The following is a 16,491-nucleotide window of genomic DNA, read 5'->3' as shown; positions in this document are numbered from 1 at the left end:
ATCACATTTACAGTTTTTAAATTAATTATTTTTCATCTAAACAGATATTTAGAATACCATCTAATTCATCAAGTGAATGGTAATGAATCACAAGCTTACCTTTACCTTGCTTATTGTGATCAATTTTAACATCTGCACTGAAACGTTCAGAAAGACGCTGAGTCAGTTGCTCTAAATCAGCTGAAATTGATGGTTTTGGCTTATCCTGTTTTGGTGCATTAAAATCACGCACTAACTGTTCTGTTTGACGAACAGAAAGGTTTTTTTCAATGACAATTTTTGCAATTTCAATTTGGTCTTTTGCACGCAAAGTCAATATTGCACGCGCATGCCCCATATCTAATTGACCTTGTTGGATATGGTCTTTAATCGGATCCGCTAAGCTTAATAAGCGCAATAAATTACTTACTGTAGTACGTGCCTTGCCCACCGTTTCAGCAATTTCTTGGTGACTTAATCCAAACTCTTCATGAAAACGCTGCAATGCCATAGCTTGATCAATTGGATTTAAATCTTGGCGTTGAATGTTTTCAATTAATGCCAACGCAATTGCAACTTGATCTGACAAATCACGAACAATTGCAGGAACTTCATTTAGTCCAGCGATTTGAGCTGCTCGCCAACGGCGCTCCCCTGCAATAATTTCATATTGATGTACATCATCCTCAATTGGACGAATGACAATCGGCTGCATGATGCCATGCTTTTTAATAGAAGATGCTAATTCCTGAAGGTCTTCTTCATGAATAAAGCGTCGCGGCTGATAATTACCACGTTTAAGAAGTTTGACATCTACTTGTTTGAGCTGACCATGATCTAATGACTGTGCTTCTAATTGTAATTTTTCTTTTTGAATAGAGCCCAATAACGCATCTAAGCCACGACCCTTTGCTAAGCCTCTTTTCTTCACGGTCATGCTTTACTTCCTTTTTTCACTTTGGTTTTTTTTAACATTTCAGCAGCAAGATTCAAATAAGCCACTGCACCCTTAGAACTTTTTTCAAAATAAATAATCGGCAACCCATGTGCTGGCGCTTCCGCTAAACGCACATTTCGAGGAATAACCGTTTCGTATAATTTTTTACCAAAATACTGCTCCAACTCATCCGACACATCACGTGTCAGCGCATTTCGAGCATCGTACATGGTACGCAATACACCAATGATTTCTAAATCAGGATTTAACGCTTGTTGAATACGATCAATCGTTTGTGTTAAATCTGCCAAGCCTTCCAAGGCATAATATTCACACTGCATTGGAATGATCACGCTTTTAACAGCAGCCAATGCATTTACCGTGATCAAACTTAAGCTTGGTGCACAATCCACAATGATGTAATCAAACTTATCTTCAATTTGTTGGATCGCATCACGCAGAATAAATTCACGACCGTCTTGCTCAGCAATGGCTAATTCAACACCTGCTAAATCACGATTGGAGCCAAGTACGCGATATCCAACTTCAGCTTTAGTGATGGCCGTTTCAATTGGCACTTCGCCCAGTAAAACATCAGTTACTGAGTATAAGAGATCATTCTTTTGAATACCCGAACCCATAGTGGCATTGCCTTGAGAGTCCATATCAATCAACAATACTCGCTTTTTAAGCACTGCTAATGATGCAGCCAAATTTACAGCAGTCGTGGTTTTACCTACGCCACCTTTTTGGTTCGCAATAGCAATAATTTGAGCCATGGTAACCCCAATCCCTAGAATTTTTAAATTTGTTTAAGTAGCAATAAATGACGTTGTTCATCTAAACGTGGAACGTGAAGCTCAATAATTTCGCAACTCAACTCATCTTTATGGTTTTCAATTTCCTCAGCAGGAACTAAACCTTTCATTGAAGCAATAATACTGTTTTCATGCATAAAAGGACGAGAAGCTGTAATAAAATCTGTCAGTGAGGCGAAAGCACGACTGGTAATTACATCAAATTTACCCAGTTCATTAATACTCTCTTCATTCTCTACTCGAGTTTGAACTGCCACAACATTTTTTAGTTTTAAATCAGCAATAAACTGTTTGAGAAAACGAATTTTTTTCCCATTCGAATCCAGAAGCACACAGTTTCGATCAGGTTGACATAGGGCGATAATCATCCCCGGCATACCACCACCAGTACCAATATCAAGCAATCGTCCTTCAGGCAAGTCTTTCAAGATACTGAGGCTATCCAACAAATGTTTAACTAACATTTCTTTAGGATCACGAATCGCGGTCAAGTTGTACGCCTTATTCCACAATACAAGCGCATCTTGATATTTTAATAATAAATTCAACGCCTCATCACTGAGTGATAAACCTAGTTTTTGACTACCTTGTTGTAACTCATGAAAAAAAGGATGCATAAACAGTAAACATCTCAATAAAATTAATCAAAGTATACCGTTTTATGCATCGTGGAACACTATTTAACGCTTAGTGAATACTCAGTTAGTTAAATTGTCCTTCTCGAATTTGCTGATCCAACTGCATCAACCTTTCTGGAGTACCCACATCCACCCATGTTTCTGCCATTTTTGCAGCAGAAATTCTGTGGTTGTGCATAGCATCTTTAAGCAAAGGTGCTAAAGGACGCTTACCCCACTCTAGACCTTCGAATAAACGAGGATGAATCACCGCAATACCACTATAAGTCAGATTTTCGCCCTCTTTTTCTTGCTCAAAAGTATAAGCACGACCATCTAATAGTGTGAAATCACCTTGAGGGTGTTGTAGCGGATTTGGCACAAGTACCAAGTGTGCTAGATCTTCTTGTAAATCAAGCTCAAGCAACTGAGCAAAATCAAACTGAGTCCACACATCCCCATTGACGAGGATAAATGGTTCTTCACCCAATAAGGGCAAAGCATTGATGATTCCACCAGCTGTTTCCAAACCCTCATCTTCACGCGTCCAGCGAATGTTCACACCAAACTGAGAACCATCACCTAAAGCACCGATCAATTTGTCTGCCAGCCATGCCGAATTAATAATAATTTCACTAACACCAATCGACTTTAATTTTTCAATATGCCATACAATTAAAGGCTTTCCACCCACTTCCAACAATGGCTTTGGTTTATAAAGCGTTAAGGGGCGCATACGGTTACCCAGACCCGCTGCTAAAATCATAGCTTTCATGCAGCTACCACCTCATAGTGACCATACTTGGCTTCAAATGCATGTAGTACTTTATCTTCAATCCATTGAATAAATGGAGTGAGTTCAGCGTAAGGCTTCGACTCTTCGAGTAAATACCACATGACACGAGGCAGGTCTTTTAGATAGCCCGATTTTCCATCACGTTCAAATAATCGCACAAAAATACCTAAAATCTTCAAATGACGTTGAATCGCCATGAAGTCAGCATCTTTAATAAAGCGCTCTAAATCACGATCAATTTTTGAATCATCTGGTAATAATTCATAGAAAATTTTAAACCATTGTTTTACGCGTGCTGGAGGCCATTGCACGTATGCATCACGTGTAATTGAAATCAAGTCGTAGGTATCCGCACCGATTACCGCATCTTGAAAATCAATTACGCCTTGTTCTTGTTCATCATTCAACAACATGAGATTACGACTGTGAAAGTCTCGATGAACAATCACTTGTGGTTGAGCTAAAGCCGCATTTGCCAATATCGCAAAAGTACGCTTAATCAAACCTTGTTCATCAGCATTTAATCGAATATTTAATGATGGAAGCAACCAATCTGTGAATAACTCCATTTCACTGATTAATTTTTCGTAACTATATTCTGGAAACTGATCCACACCATGAATAGACTGTAATTGAATGAGTTGTTTAAAACTCTGTAAATAATGCTGATCTACCGTGTCATCGTTTAAATGGTTCGCTAAAAGCTCATCTCCAAAATCTTCAAGAAGCAACAACCCTTGCTCTAAATCCTTTGCAACAATATGTGGAACACGAACACCATGACGATCGAAGAATTCATCAATCGTCACAAAAGGTACACAATCTTCTTTTTCTGGAGGTGCATCCATTAACATAAATGATTTATTATTCAAGGTGATTCGCGCATAGCGACGGAAACTGGCATCGCCTGCTAAATATTTTATTTCGAACTGCTCTGATTGAAGTACAGATTGCACCCACGTATGTATCAATTGTTCACGTTGTGTATTCATTTGCTATAAATTCTAGTACAGGCTGAATATTTAAAGTGCTAAGTGTAGCCACTAATCCGTTTTTTCTCTATGATGCGACAATAATTAATTGCAATTTGCATACTTGGTTAATGATATAAATGAAGCATCAGTTTACTTTCAGCCCTTTGGCGACTGCTATTTTAACCTTATTGTGTGGTAGCACAGTCTCAAGTTATGCCGACTCAAAAGACAGTACAACTGAGGTGGACAATCAAGCACTTCAAACTGCAATTAAAGAAAGCTACCCTGGTCAGCGCTTCTTTGATCAATATTATGTCAATAAAAATTCAGCCGAAGCGCAACAACGTAGCACGTTCTCCCCAAGCTCGAAATTTTGTGCTCAAACTTGGTTGACACCAATCAGCCCTGATACTAAAGCAGTTGATCCTGAGCAAGCAACATCGATCATCACCGCTGATCGTGCATATTACAATCCAAATGGTGACTCAGAATTAGAAGGCAATGTCATCATCGATCAACAAGGTCGTATGGTTCGTGCAGATAAGATTAAAATTGACAACACTCAAACCCATGCCAAAGCTTCTGGCAATGTACAGTTAGCACAAGCCGGTTTATTGGCTCAAAGTGATCAAATTGACTACAATTTAAAAACCCAAACGGGACGCCTCAATAACAGCTTTTATATTTCAGAAGCGACACATGGGCATGGTCGTGCAGAAAATATTGAGCGCACCTCACCCAATATTTTACTCCTTCAGAATGCAACTTATAGCACGTGTCCACCTGAGCAAAGCCCAACATGGAAGATTCAAGCCAATTCGATTGAGTTAAATCAAGACACTGGGCGTGGCGTGACCAAAGGCACTAAACTATATATTAAAAACACACCAGTGCTGGCTGTGCCATATTTCAATTTCCCTATTGATGATCGTCGTACCACTGGCTTATTAAACCCAGGTTTTGGTTATACAAACGATGGTGGTTTAGAACTTGAAGCGCCAATTTATCTCAATTTAGCACCCAATTATGATGCGACTATCACTCCACGTTTCATTGGCGGTCGTGGATTGATGGCTGAGGGTGAGTTCAGATATCTGACTGAACAATATGGTGGCGGTCGTATTTGGGGTGGTTATTTAGCACAAGATCGTAAATATGATGATGAAGATCGCAAAGATTTACACCTCTTGCACAATTGGAAAATCAATGACCAATGGACGACCAATTTAGAATATAACTATGTTTCTGATAAAGACTTCTTTGCCGATCTAGACAGCAATCCGAATACAAGAACAGAGTTAAACCAACGCCGCGCTTGGGATCTTAATTACGCGAATGGAATTCCAGGGTTACGCGCGCAACTCAAAGTTGAAGACTTCCAGACGCTAGACCCTGATGTTGATGATGTTGATCGCCCCTATGCACGACTACCGCAATTGCTTGTCAATTATATCACTGGTAATCCGCAAGGACTGGAATATGAATTTAATAACGATACAGCATATTTCCAAAAAGATATTAATGACTTAAATGCTTCAGACAACTCAAATATGGACACCATTTATCAACCAAGTGGTACACGTCTTTATAATGAGTTTTCTGCTCGATATAACTTCCGCAATCAGTGGTCATTCTTTATACCTCAAGCATCAGTTCGCTCTATAAATACCTTCTTTGATCAAAATACGATTGATCGTATCACCGAAGAACAAAGAAAAAATACCAAAGACAATGCAGTTATAGTTCCAGAGTTTACTTTAGATGCTGGTCTTATCTTTGAAAAAGATGGAAAATTCTTACAAACCATCACACCACGTGCATTCTATGCTTATGCACCACACAGAAATCAAAACAGTTCACCGAACTTTGACTCAACCGCAGCGTCCCTGAATTACGATCAACTCTTTAATCCACGTCGCTTTTACGGTCATGACCGCCTAGAAGATAATAACTTCTTATCACTCGGGGTAAGTTACAGCCTCTTTGATACAATCGGATTAGAACGTTTACGTGCCAGTATCGGACAAAGTTACTATTTTGAAGACCGTAAGGTGACTTTGAATAATAGTCAAAATGACCCATTTAATACTGAGCGTCAAACTGGTCCTGTGATCAGCATTGCCAGCCAGCTTTCTCAGAACTTTACTGTGAATGCAAACTCAATGTGGATGTCTAACGGAGATAATGCTCAACGTGATCTACAAGTGTATTACACAGGTGATCAAGGTAACCTATACAACTTTGGTTATTTTAATCGTAAGCGACTTGAAGATCGTCAAGACCACTATGACCAAGTTACAGCATCCTTTATACAACCTGTGAAAGGTAATTGGAATTTGATGGGTCACATGCAATATGATCTAGACAACAGTGTTGCACGCGAGTACCTTTTAGGGATTAATTATGAGTCATGCTGCTGGGGTGTTTCGGTCTATGGTCGCTCTTATTACAATGACTTAGATGATGTTAATGCACCAGACACCAAACAAAAACGTGCTGTAATGGCAGAGTTTACACTTAAAGGACTTGGTGGCTTAAACAGTAAGTTAAGCTCTTTACTGGAAAATCGAATCTTGGGTTTCGATAAAGTTAAACAAAATTGGACGAATTAATGAAGATGCAAAATTTAAAACAACTCTTTAAAGCTTCAGCATTAGCACTTGTTATTTCTGCATCAGTGTCAAGTTATGCAAACCCATCAGATCAAATCGTTGCTATTGTTGGCAAAAGTGCCATTTTAAAAAGTGACATTGCACAAGGTGTCGCTGAGCTACAACATCAACTTAAAGCTCAAAAACAGGATGTACCACCACTTCAGGTACTTGAAAATCAAGCTCTGAATAAACTTATCATCCAAAATGCGCAACTTGAACAAGTAAAACGCTATGGCATTCAAGTTGATGAAAAAACTTTAAATGATGCTGTACTTAATGTTGCTCGCCAGTCGAACAGTAATAGCCTTGAAGACTTCCAGCAAAAGCTTGACCGTATGGCTCCGGGCACTTATGAAAACCTACGTGCTAAAGTCGCTGATGATCTTGCTATTCAGCGCTTACGTCAACAACAAGTGATGTCACGCATCAAAATCAGCGACCAAGATGTTGAAAACTTCCTCAAATCGCCGGAAGGTCAAGCTGCTGTGGGTACTCAAGCTCACGTCATTCACTTCAGAGTTTCAGGTGAAGCCTCTCAACAAGAACTGACTCAAGTCGCGCAACAAGTTCAAGATGCACTTCAGACTTCCAATAATGTAGACGCAATACAGAAACAATTTTCTACATCTACACTTAAAGTTGAAGGCGCAGATATGGGCTCGCGCTCAATCGCAGATATTCCAGAAGAACTTGCATCGAGTATCGCTTTAGTTTCACCGGGCAACACCACTGATTTAATTCAGGCTCGCGATGGCATCCACTTGTTGAAACTCTTAGAGCGCAAGTCAAACGAGAAAAAGACAATTGTGCCACAATACCAAACTCGCCACATTCTGATTAAGACTTCTGAAGTGGTGAGCCCTGAAAATGCCAAACACACAATTGACAGTATTTATAGCCGTGTAAAGGCAGGTGATGATTTTGCAGTCCTTGCTGCAACTTATTCAAATGATCCAGGTTCTGCACGTGATGGTGGTAGCTTAGGTTGGGTTTCACCAGGTATGATGGTGCCAGAGTTTGATAAAAAAATGCAGACTGCGAAAATTGGCGAAGTCAGCGAACCTTTTGAAACTCAGTTTGGTTGGCACATTTTACAAGTTACTGATGCACGTCAGCAAGATATGACTCAGGAACAGCAAAAACGCATAGCGCGCCAAATTCTTGGTGACCGTCAATTTGATGCAGAGTTAGATGGCTGGTTAAGAGAACTTCGCGCAAGTACATACGTTGAAATTAAACAACCCAACCAAAACTAATTTTTCTTAATTGAGAGCCTCCACTATGGGGGCTTTAATTTTAATTTTTAGGCTGTTCATATAAAAAAAGGCACCTTCATCAGGTGCCTTTTTGATTACTCAAAAATTAACGATTGTTATCGTCTTCTTGAGCATCATCAAATTTTGTTTCGCCATCAAAGGTTGGTGTAGAAGTCGCACCAAAGCCACCTTGACCACCAAAGCCACCTTGACCACCGAAGCCACCTTGACCGCCAAAACCTTGACCGCCACCGAAGCCACCTTGACCGCCAAAGCCACCTTGACCGCCAAAGCCACCTTGGCCACCAAAGCCGCCTTGACCACCGAAGCCACCTTGACCACCGAAGCCGCCTTGTTGACCACCGAAGCCACCTTGAGCACCAGCAGGAGCGCCAGCAGGAGCACCAGCAGGACGTGGATTACGTGCAGGTACAACTGTTGAAATAGCGTGTTTGTAAACCATTTGGCTTACCGTGTTTTTTAATAATACAACGTATTGGTCAAATGATTCGATATGACCTTGTAATTTAATACCGTTGACTAAAAAGATTGAAACTGGAATACGTTCCTTACGGAGAGAGTTTAAGAACGGATCTTGTAAAGTTTGACCTTTAGACATGTTATACTCCAAAAAATAAAATCAGCGCAAAAAAACTATCTTTATTTTTCAATTAAAATTTATAAAAAAGATAGTGAGTAAATTTTGCTTTATCCATATAAGTTTCGCAAGTCTTCTTGAGCTTGCTTTATCGTCAAAAAAGTTTGAAAACTGTGCGCTTCTTGCAAAGAACGTAACCAAGTGTATTGACGTTTAGCCAGTTGTCGTGTTGCAAACAAACACTTGTCTTCCATATCTTGCTTAGATTTGAGACTTCTATCACTATTTTTAAGAAAATCTAAAGCTTGGCGATATCCAACAGATCTCGCCGATGGCAAATTATCGCTTAAATCGTATTTTTCAATCAGGTACTCCACCTCATTTAAAAAACCGATATCCCACATTATTTTTAGGCGCAGTTCAATTCTTTTGTGTAATTCTACACGATCAGGTAACAGCGCATAATTATGAAAATTGTAACGATATGGCTGTTTTTTGGGCTGTTCTGCTTGAAGCTCAGTGATAGGTCGACCTGTCAGACGATAGACCTCTAGCGCGCGTATAATGCGCTGACGATCACTCACTTTAAACTTCTCACCTGCCATAGGATCGACACGTTTTAACTCTTCGTAGACGCTCTCCCAACCCAATGCCATGGCTTCATTTTCAATTTGTTGACGTACCTTTTCATCAGCATTAGGGAGATTCGTTGCCAAGCCTTCCAATAGTGCTTTGTAGTACAACATCGTCCCACCCACCAAGATTGGGGTCTTACCGCGTGAATGTATTTCATCAATCAGCAGCGATGCATCTTCAACGAATTGAGCTGCCGAATAAACCTCGAGCGGTGTAATAATATCAATCAGGTGATGTGGATATCGCTCCTGCTCTTCTTTTGATGGCTTTGCCGAACCGATATCCATGTCCTTGTAGATTAAAGCAGAATCTACCGAAACAATTTCAAAATTACCGCGTTCATATAGCTCACATGCCAAAGCAGTTTTCCCACTCGCAGTCGGCCCCATTAAGTTGATGACTGGCATTTGATTTGACATGTACAATTACTCTCCTCGAGCAAATAATTTATCTAACTGGCTAAGTGGAAAAGCCCTCCAAGTTGGTCGTCCATGATTACATTGACTTGCAAACTCAGTTTGTTCCATCTGCCTCAACAGTGCATTCATTTCAGAAATACTTAACATTCGATGCGCACGCACTGCGCCATGACATGCCATTCCTGCCAAGATATGGTCTCTTTTTTGTTGTAAAGCACTGGCCTCATCATTGGGATCAAGATCATTCAAAAGTTCTGGGATTAATGCATTAAAATCGGCTTTGTGCAAAATAGCAGGCACACCTCGCACTATCACTTGCTCATCGCCATATTGATCAATTTCTAAACCAAGCCGCGCCAACTGAGGCTTAAGGTCTTCGATACGCGTGGCTTGCATGCGTGTAATTGAAATCACTTTTGGAATAAGCAACTGCTGTGATGTCCAAAATTCAGGTTTATCCCAAGCAGATTTCATTTGCTGTAATAAGATCCGCTCGTGCGCGGCATGCATATCTACAATGATCAAGCCTTCAGAATTCTGCGCCAGAATATAAATTCCATGAAGTTGTGCAATTGCAATCCCCAAAGGAAACTCGTCAACTTTAGAAGATGTTGATTCCATCTCAGTATCATAAGGAACTTCAAAATTAGATGACGTTTCTTTCAAAGGTGCCAAATAAGATTTGAGTGCATTGCTAATATTAGAATTTGAATAAGACTGACTCGGCGCGCTATATTGAACTGACTGAGGCTGTTTAGCACTAAAATCTGTTAGATACCCCTCATGACTCGATTCCTGCAACGTCTGGGACATAGGGGGCGATGCTTGAGCATTTTGATGCAAATTAAATTGCTCTTGATAACGTGGTAGCTGAACTGATGGTGCGATGACATCTTGATCAAGCTTTAAAGCCTGGGCTAAATCCGCAGTCGCAGTTTGAAATTGCGACAAAGTTTCTTTGGCAAAATGACGTACAAATTCGTGTACTTCACGTTGATTCAAAAATCGAATCTCATGTTTAGTCGGATGTACATTCACATCAATAAATTCAGGATCAACTTCTAAGAACAACAAATAAGCTGCATGTTGATGCCCATGCAAGATGCCATCATAGGCCATTCGCAAAGCATGAGAGATTGTTTTATCTTTTACGATACGACCATTCACGTACACATACTGCAAATCACTTTGTGCTCGAGCATCAGAAGGATGACCTAACCATCCTGATAAGCGCATATTGACACTATCAGCATCGATCCAATACGCATTTTCAGTAAATTGTCGACCTAAAAGCTGCTGTACACGTTGAAATCTGAGTTGACCACTGTCTGCGACAGGCAAATTTAAACGAATAGCACCATTATGTTCCAGCACAATCCGAATATCGAAATGCGTTAAGGCTAAGCGCCGTACGATTTCTTCAATGTGACCAAATTCCGTATTTGGCTTTTTTAAAAACTTTCGTCTTGCTGGCACATTAAAAAATAAATCTTGTACACGTATGTGTGTGCCTTGCTGAGTAGCAACAGCTTGAATCTCTTGATGATCAAAGGCCGTGCCGTTTACTTCGACCTGATAACCAATTCCTGAATCATCACGACTACTGGTCAAGGTCAAGCGCGAAACAGCAGCAATGGAAGCCAAGGCTTCTCCGCGAAAACCTAAGCTCACAATTGCATGTAAATCTTCAGCAGTTTGAATTTTACTGGTCGCATGCCGCATCACCGCAAGCGGAAGATCCTCAGGATGAATCCCTTTGCCATTATCGATAATCTCAATCAGCGTACTACCGCCTTGTTCGACTCGAATGATTAATTCAGTCGCACCTGCATCAATGGAGTTTTCTAGAAGTTCCTTCACCACTGATGCAGGACGTTCAATTACCTCTCCCGCAGCAATTTGGTTTGCTAATGCAGGAGATAAGGTTTGAATTCGATTCAAGCTAAGATCATGCGCCATAGAATTATTTAAAACTGTGTCTTTAATTTTGCGAGTAAAGCTTCATCATTTGAAGAAATCGTGACATGACGTACTGATTCATCATCAGATTTCTCAATATTCAAGATAACATCTGCATTTGGAATTTCGTCACCACCTTTAGAGGGCCATTCAAACAAGAATAGTGCATCAGCAATATCCAGATAATCACGAATACCCATCAACTCAAGTTCATAAGGATCATTCAAACGATACAAATCAAAATGAAAGACATCCTGCTGATTGATTTTATAGGGTTCAACCAGTGTATAAGTCGGGCTTTTAACCGCACCACGATGACCTAAATTTTGAAGCCAATAACGCGTCAGGGTGGTTTTACCCGCACCCAAATCTCCAATGAGGTATATGACACCCTTTTCAATACACTGCCCTAAACATGCAGCTAATTTTTGAGTATCTGCTTCATCATTTAAGTTGAGTTGAAAAGAATATTGCATCTGGATCACATTAGACATCTGTTGAAGAGGTATAATAGCATGCTCCTGAACAGTGCCTATCTCGACTTGTTCAAAAACTCATTCATCTGATCATTTTTTTATTCTGTTGTCTTGTTATGCCAAAATCAAATTCAGAAAGTGTCCCAAGTTTTACGCCACCGATGATCAATGGTGTAACAGCCAGCAAAGTATTTCTTCCAAATCTCGAAGTCTCCCCGATCACGATTTATGATTTCCTCATTCAAGCCTTTTCTCATATAGACGCACTGGAATGGCAACAACGTTTTCAAGATCGTCTTATTTACAATGCGGATGGCAACACACTTTCCATCAATTCGGCGTATCAACCCAATTCTCATATTTTTTATTATCGTTTTTTAGCAAACGAAATTCATGTTCCGTTCAAGGAAAAAATTTTATACGAAAACGATGATCTGCTCGTGGTGGATAAACCTCATTTTTTAACCATGAGTCCGACAGGTCAATATGTTCAAGAAACCTTATTGGTGAGATTAAAGCAGTTCACTGATAATCCTCATCTCACACCGATTCATCGTTTAGACCGCGAAACAGCAGGTGTTGTTTTATTTTCAAAAAAAGTTGAAAGTCGCGGAGTCTATCAACAACTTTTTGCAGATCGTAAAGTATCCAAAAAATATCAAGCCATCGCACCTTACTTAAAAGACTTAGTCTTTCCACGAACAGTTGAATTGCGCATGGAAAAGGGAAACCCATTTTATATAATGAAAGTAAGTGAAGGTGTCACCAATTCTGTCACTGAAATTGACCTTATAGAACACAATTCAAAGTGGGGACGCTATATTTTGAAACCACTGACCGGTAAGCAACATCAACTCCGCGTTCACCTCAATGCGCTCAACATTCCAATCAAAAATGATCCTTTTTATCCGGTAATCGCGCATAAAGCTGAGGATGATTTCAGTGCTCCGTTGCAATTACTTGCTGATGAGCTTCAATTTATTGATCCGATATTAAATATTGAAATGCACTTTAAAAGCATGCAAACACTGACATTGTAGATTCATTGTAATGACAAATTTATATAATTTTTACGTTCAGACATTGAAATTACATTTACTTAGATTAAAATAAGCACTTAAATTTAGAGTCGTTTGGTTTTAATTCATGAGAAAAACAGAAGTTTATCAAGTCCGACTTGACTCACAAGAAAAAAAACAAGCCTTTGCAGTTTTTAAGCAATTGGGGATTACACCAGCGCAAGCAGTGCGTTTATTTTTCAAACAAGTTGTACTGACAAAGTCCATTCCTTTTGCAATCGAAAATCAAACGATCAACATGGATCAATTGTTGAAACTCAAAAAACTTAAGCAAGAACAACAAGATTCCAATACTACAACTTCGAGTTTAGATGACGACGATTTTTTTGCAGAATTGAATGCACTTTTGGGTGAAAGCGATAAAGATTAATTTTTGACATAAGTTAACTTTGTCGTATTTTTAAACAATTTAATTTACAGCGCCCTGCGCAAATATGTTTAGCTCTTCATCATAACAAGATTAAAAATAATGATCTGAGGAGAGCTCAATAGTGATAGTACGGAAAGCCACAACAGAAGATCTCAATCAACTCGCTGTACTTTTTGATGAATACCGACAGTTTTATGGTGCATCATCCAATATTCAACAATCCTATGATTTTCTAAAACAGCGATTCGAAAACCAACAAAGTGTTATTTTTATTCACATCAAAAATGATGTAATCACTGGCTTCGTGATTCTTTATTTAGGTTTTTCATCCCATGCTTGTTCAAGCTACTACATTCTAGATGATGTATATGTCACTCCAATTTATAGAAGACAAGGTTCAGCCAAACAACTCATTGACACTGCAATTTTGTTTGCACAATCCGAAAAAGCCAGTCGAATTTCATTAGAGACACAACGAAGTAACTTTCAATCTCACCAACTTTACGAAAAGATGGGCTTCGTCAAAGACAATGAATTCCAAACCTATCATTGCTTTCTATCCTAAGGCATTACACAACATATCGTCTTAAGAATAGAGTCTTTAGCATTGATGATTTAAATCTCAAGGAGTTGAGCATCAGGACTTTGATTTTTTGCGGCGAGTATTTGCTGTTCAGTGAGATAGCAATATTCACCTTCAGCAAGCTGATCTAATTTTAATTGTCCAATTTGCAGTCGATGCAATGATTCAACACGATTTCCCACAGCAGCAACCATACGCTTAACTTGATGATAAACGCCTTGATGCACTGTAAATTGTAGGTGTTGTTCGCTTATGAGTTGAATGTCTGTTGCTTGAAACAATCCTGTTTCATTGCGAAGCTCTACACCTTGACCCAATTGAATGATTTGCTGCTCAGTGACTGGATCTGCTGTATGCATTTGATAAACTTTAGGAACATGTTTTTTAGGATGAGTCAGCGCTTGCAGAAATTGTCCATCATCTGTAAGTAACAATATACCAGTCGTGTCTTGATCTAAACGTCCGACTGTTTGCACTCCCCTTTGCAACAATATGTCATCAATCAATTCAAATACACTGAAGTGATGCGTCGCTTGATGCGAGCATTCATAGCCTACAGGTTTATTGAGTGCTATATAAACTTTTTCACGATAAGTATATTCCTCGTTATACACGTGGAAGCTAAGACCTTGAAGCTTCAGTTTATATTTCGGGTCCGTGATCACAGTACCATCAATGACCACTGCACCAGCTTTAATTAATTGTTGACAATATTTTCGTGATCCAAAGCCTTGAGACTGTAACATTTTTTCCAGAACCATGAATCACTTCCATTACTTACAATATTCGTTGAAATTTAAAGTATGTCATCTGAATGCAGACTTTAAATCAGTTAAACTATTATAACTTTCAAGTACTGTCCTGATAAGCACTGGATCTTCTTTATGTCTCAATTAGACCTCAATTTAATCGTTCTAATCATTTTATTGGCATGTGGAATATTCAGTCAAAATACAGCTGTCACAATTTCAGTCGCAGTACTTATTGTTTTTCGTATCACCCCTTTAAACGAGTATTTTCCATTGCTTCAACAGCATGGTTTAAATATCGGCATTATTATCCTCACCATTGGCGTTCTTACGCCAATTGCCAGTGGCACCATTCCGGGTAAAGATATTCTCAAGTCGTTCTTGAGCTTAAACTCAATTTTAGCCATTGGAATCGGATTATTGGTTGCATGGTTAGGTGGTCGTGGCGTAACGCTTATGGCGAATCAGCCAAATATTGTCGCTGGACTTCTGATTGGTACTGTAGCAGGTGTGGCTATTTTACGTGGCGTCCCTGTTGGACCTTTAATTGCAGCAGGAATACTTTCCATTATTATTGGCACTTCTTGAAACAGGTTCCTTTCACGACTGAACAGTCATTTCACAAACGCAATAGTCATCATTTGTTGGTTTGATCTTTTAGAACTGCGGTAAAGTATTTTGATTACGGATACTTGCACAGTTTAAATTATGCAAAAAATTAAAATTATTCGTCAGGATCAATACGAACTTGCTGCTACCTTTTTTCCTGCCGAGCATTCAAAGCGCCTTCCTGTCTTGGTGTGCCCTGCCACTGGAATTACTCAAAAGTTTTATCATCGATTTTGCGAATGGCTTAACCAACAAGGCTATGCCGTAATGGTGTTTGATTTTAGTGGTATTGGTGCTTCTCTTTATGGCCCATTGAAGCAATCCAAAGCAAGTATTGTGCAATGGGGGCAGTTGGATATTCCAGCTGCAATTGATCAACTCTTACAACTCACCCATGCCAAGCAAGTTATTCTTGTCGGTCACAGCGCTGGTGGACAACTCATTGGGATCACCCCCAACCATGATAAAGTTGCAAAAGTCGTGGCAATAGCAGGTTCGACTGGGCATGTAAAAGGGCTCAAAGGTCGTACGAAACTACTTGCCCCTGTGATGTTTAAAGGTATTTTTCCTCTCGCACGTATGACGCTCGGTTACGGCCCTACCCAAGCCATTGGTATGGGGGAAAATCTACCGAAAGATGTTGCACGTGACTGGGCTCAATTTTGTAGTCAACCTGGCTATGTTATTAATGCGATTGGGAAAACGGTTGCCCTAGATCAAGACTATCACCAAGAGATTCGAATTCCTATCACTGCTATTTGGGCAAGTGATGATGAGATTGCAACCGAAGCAAATGTTCAGGATTTACTTCGTTTATATCCTAATGCACCTACTGAAGCGATCGAACTCAAACCCAAAGAGCTTGGCCATAAAGCGATCGGACACATGCTGATGTTCAAACAGTCGCATCAAAATATTTGGCCGATGATCGAATCTCAACTGCATATATAAATCTCCATAAGTAAAAAACCGCCTTAAAGGC

At 39.6% G+C, this 16,491-nt stretch carries 17 protein-coding genes; 7 read left to right on the top strand and 10 right to left on the bottom strand.

Going from position 1 to position 16,491, the window contains the following annotated elements; genetic code table 11:
* Positions 1–25 precede the first annotated feature (25 nt).
* From AC1M9C_RS00975 to AC1M9C_RS00955, 5 genes are all read right to left on the bottom strand, one after another.
* Positions 26–916, bottom strand: coding sequence for a ParB/RepB/Spo0J family partition protein (locus AC1M9C_RS00975; RefSeq protein ID WP_035264597.1), 891 nt, complete (start codon positions 914–916; stop codon positions 26–28).
* Positions 913–1,695, bottom strand: coding sequence for a ParA family protein (locus AC1M9C_RS00970; RefSeq protein WP_035264598.1), 783 nt, complete (start codon positions 1,693–1,695; stop codon positions 913–915). The genes AC1M9C_RS00975 and AC1M9C_RS00970 overlap by 4 nt, the downstream gene beginning before the upstream one ends.
* 23 nt (positions 1,696–1,718) lie before the next feature.
* Positions 1,719–2,351 carry a 16S rRNA (guanine(527)-N(7))-methyltransferase RsmG gene (gene rsmG, locus AC1M9C_RS00965; RefSeq protein ID WP_481587017.1) on the bottom strand — a complete coding sequence of 211 codons (633 nt, stop codon included), beginning with the start codon at positions 2,349–2,351 and terminating at the stop codon, positions 1,719–1,721.
* Between the two features lie 85 nt (positions 2,352–2,436).
* Complete coding sequence (murU, locus tag AC1M9C_RS00960; protein ID WP_092766212.1) at positions 2,437–3,126, bottom strand: N-acetylmuramate alpha-1-phosphate uridylyltransferase MurU; 690 nt, start codon at positions 3,124–3,126, stop codon at positions 2,437–2,439.
* Positions 3,123–4,139, bottom strand: a complete 1,017-nt coding sequence (locus AC1M9C_RS00955; RefSeq protein ID WP_481587016.1) for an aminoglycoside phosphotransferase family protein — start codon at positions 4,137–4,139, stop codon at positions 3,123–3,125. The genes murU and AC1M9C_RS00955 overlap by 4 nt, the downstream gene beginning before the upstream one ends.
* Before the next feature lie 119 nt (positions 4,140–4,258).
* On the opposite strand from AC1M9C_RS00955, the gene AC1M9C_RS00950 reads away from it, so the two are divergent.
* On the top strand, positions 4,259–6,733 hold the full coding sequence (locus AC1M9C_RS00950; protein WP_481587015.1) for an LPS-assembly protein LptD: 2,475 nt from the start codon (positions 4,259–4,261) through the stop codon (positions 6,731–6,733).
* The gene (locus tag AC1M9C_RS00945; RefSeq protein ID WP_481953030.1) at positions 6,733–8,031 is read left to right on the top strand and encodes a peptidylprolyl isomerase; all 1,299 of its coding nucleotides are present in this window, start codon (positions 6,733–6,735) and stop codon (positions 8,029–8,031) included. Before AC1M9C_RS00950 ends, AC1M9C_RS00945 begins: the two co-directional genes overlap by 1 nt.
* A gap of 106 nt (positions 8,032–8,137) precedes the next feature.
* Here AC1M9C_RS00945 and hfq read toward each other — a convergent pair whose 3' ends face one another.
* From hfq to tsaE, 4 genes are all read right to left on the bottom strand, one after another.
* Complete coding sequence (gene hfq / locus AC1M9C_RS00940; RefSeq protein WP_481587013.1) at positions 8,138–8,650, bottom strand: RNA chaperone Hfq; 513 nt, start codon at positions 8,648–8,650, stop codon at positions 8,138–8,140.
* An 89-nt stretch (positions 8,651–8,739) separates the two neighbouring features.
* Complete coding sequence (gene miaA / locus AC1M9C_RS00935) at positions 8,740–9,684, bottom strand: tRNA (adenosine(37)-N6)-dimethylallyltransferase MiaA (protein ID WP_481587012.1); 945 nt, start codon at positions 9,682–9,684, stop codon at positions 8,740–8,742.
* 6 nt (positions 9,685–9,690) lie between these two features.
* Entirely contained in the window at positions 9,691–11,643 is a 1,953-nt protein-coding gene (gene mutL, locus AC1M9C_RS00930) for a DNA mismatch repair endonuclease MutL (RefSeq protein WP_179998231.1), read from the bottom strand.
* 8 nt (positions 11,644–11,651) lie between these two features.
* The gene (tsaE, locus tag AC1M9C_RS00925) at positions 11,652–12,119 is read right to left on the bottom strand and encodes a tRNA (adenosine(37)-N6)-threonylcarbamoyltransferase complex ATPase subunit type 1 TsaE (RefSeq protein WP_179998232.1); all 468 of its coding nucleotides are present in this window, start codon (positions 12,117–12,119) and stop codon (positions 11,652–11,654) included.
* A gap of 116 nt (positions 12,120–12,235) precedes the next feature.
* Between tsaE and AC1M9C_RS00920 the strand changes: the two genes are divergently transcribed.
* The 3 genes from AC1M9C_RS00920 to AC1M9C_RS00910 all read left to right on the top strand — a co-directional run bounded on the left by AC1M9C_RS00920 (position 12,236) and on the right by AC1M9C_RS00910 (position 14,133).
* On the top strand, positions 12,236–13,159 hold the full coding sequence (locus AC1M9C_RS00920; protein WP_481953029.1) for a pseudouridine synthase: 924 nt from the start codon (positions 12,236–12,238) through the stop codon (positions 13,157–13,159).
* Positions 13,160–13,265: 106 nt separating this feature from the next.
* A complete protein-coding gene (locus tag AC1M9C_RS00915) occupies positions 13,266–13,568 on the top strand; it encodes a type II toxin-antitoxin system RelB/DinJ family antitoxin (protein ID WP_092766206.1) in 303 nt (100 codons plus the stop codon).
* A gap of 121 nt (positions 13,569–13,689) precedes the next feature.
* Entirely contained in the window at positions 13,690–14,133 is a 444-nt protein-coding gene (locus tag AC1M9C_RS00910; RefSeq protein WP_035264628.1) for a GNAT family N-acetyltransferase, read from the top strand.
* A 50-nt stretch (positions 14,134–14,183) separates the two neighbouring features.
* On the opposite strand, the gene AC1M9C_RS00905 is transcribed toward AC1M9C_RS00910, so the two are convergent.
* A complete protein-coding gene (locus tag AC1M9C_RS00905) occupies positions 14,184–14,912 on the bottom strand; it encodes a pseudouridine synthase (RefSeq protein WP_035264632.1) in 729 nt (242 codons plus the stop codon).
* A gap of 123 nt (positions 14,913–15,035) precedes the next feature.
* Here AC1M9C_RS00905 and AC1M9C_RS00900 point away from each other — a divergent pair, with 123 nt between their 5' ends.
* The gene (locus AC1M9C_RS00900; RefSeq protein ID WP_035264635.1) at positions 15,036–15,488 is read left to right on the top strand and encodes a DUF441 domain-containing protein; all 453 of its coding nucleotides are present in this window, start codon (positions 15,036–15,038) and stop codon (positions 15,486–15,488) included.
* Between the two features lie 120 nt (positions 15,489–15,608).
* Positions 15,609–16,460: an alpha/beta hydrolase family protein gene (locus AC1M9C_RS00895; RefSeq protein ID WP_481587010.1), complete on the top strand. Its 852-nt coding sequence runs from the start codon at positions 15,609–15,611 to the stop codon at positions 16,458–16,460.
* Positions 16,461–16,491: the final 31 nt, after the last annotated feature.

Source organism: Acinetobacter sp. 24-47-39 (assembly GCF_056783825.1).
Note: the sequence above shows the minus strand (reverse complement) of the source record. Positions and strands in the feature narration are given on the sequence as shown.

Excerpts from the sequence above, each read along its gene's own strand:
- AC1M9C_RS00955 (WP_481587016.1), bottom strand. The coding sequence starts at position 4,139 with ATGAATACACAACGTGAACAATTGATACATACGTGGGTGCAATCTGTA.
- hfq (WP_481587013.1), bottom strand. The coding sequence starts at position 8,650 with ATGTCTAAAGGTCAAACTTTACAAGATCCGTTCTTAAACTCTCTCCGT.
- AC1M9C_RS00920 (WP_481953029.1), top strand. The coding sequence starts at position 12,236 with ATGCCAAAATCAAATTCAGAAAGTGTCCCAAGTTTTACGCCACCGATG.
- AC1M9C_RS00945 (WP_481953030.1), top strand. The coding sequence starts at position 6,733 with ATGAAGATGCAAAATTTAAAACAACTCTTTAAAGCTTCAGCATTAGCA.
- murU (WP_092766212.1), bottom strand. The coding sequence starts at position 3,126 with ATGAAAGCTATGATTTTAGCAGCGGGTCTGGGTAACCGTATGCGCCCC.
- mutL (WP_179998231.1), bottom strand. The coding sequence starts at position 11,643 with ATGGCGCATGATCTTAGCTTGAATCGAATTCAAACCTTATCTCCTGCA.
- tsaE (WP_179998232.1), bottom strand. The coding sequence starts at position 12,119 with ATGCAATATTCTTTTCAACTCAACTTAAATGATGAAGCAGATACTCAA.
- AC1M9C_RS00975 (WP_035264597.1), bottom strand. The coding sequence starts at position 916 with ATGACCGTGAAGAAAAGAGGCTTAGCAAAGGGTCGTGGCTTAGATGCG.
- AC1M9C_RS00895 (WP_481587010.1), top strand. The coding sequence starts at position 15,609 with ATGCAAAAAATTAAAATTATTCGTCAGGATCAATACGAACTTGCTGCT.
- miaA (WP_481587012.1), bottom strand. The coding sequence starts at position 9,684 with ATGTCAAATCAAATGCCAGTCATCAACTTAATGGGGCCGACTGCGAGT.
- AC1M9C_RS00950 (WP_481587015.1), top strand. The coding sequence starts at position 4,259 with ATGAAGCATCAGTTTACTTTCAGCCCTTTGGCGACTGCTATTTTAACC.
- AC1M9C_RS00970 (WP_035264598.1), bottom strand. The coding sequence starts at position 1,695 with ATGGCTCAAATTATTGCTATTGCGAACCAAAAAGGTGGCGTAGGTAAA.
- AC1M9C_RS00915 (WP_092766206.1), top strand. The coding sequence starts at position 13,266 with ATGAGAAAAACAGAAGTTTATCAAGTCCGACTTGACTCACAAGAAAAA.
- rsmG (WP_481587017.1), bottom strand. The coding sequence starts at position 2,351 with ATGCATCCTTTTTTTCATGAGTTACAACAAGGTAGTCAAAAACTAGGT.
- AC1M9C_RS00900 (WP_035264635.1), top strand. The coding sequence starts at position 15,036 with ATGTCTCAATTAGACCTCAATTTAATCGTTCTAATCATTTTATTGGCA.
- AC1M9C_RS00905 (WP_035264632.1), bottom strand. The coding sequence starts at position 14,912 with ATGGTTCTGGAAAAAATGTTACAGTCTCAAGGCTTTGGATCACGAAAA.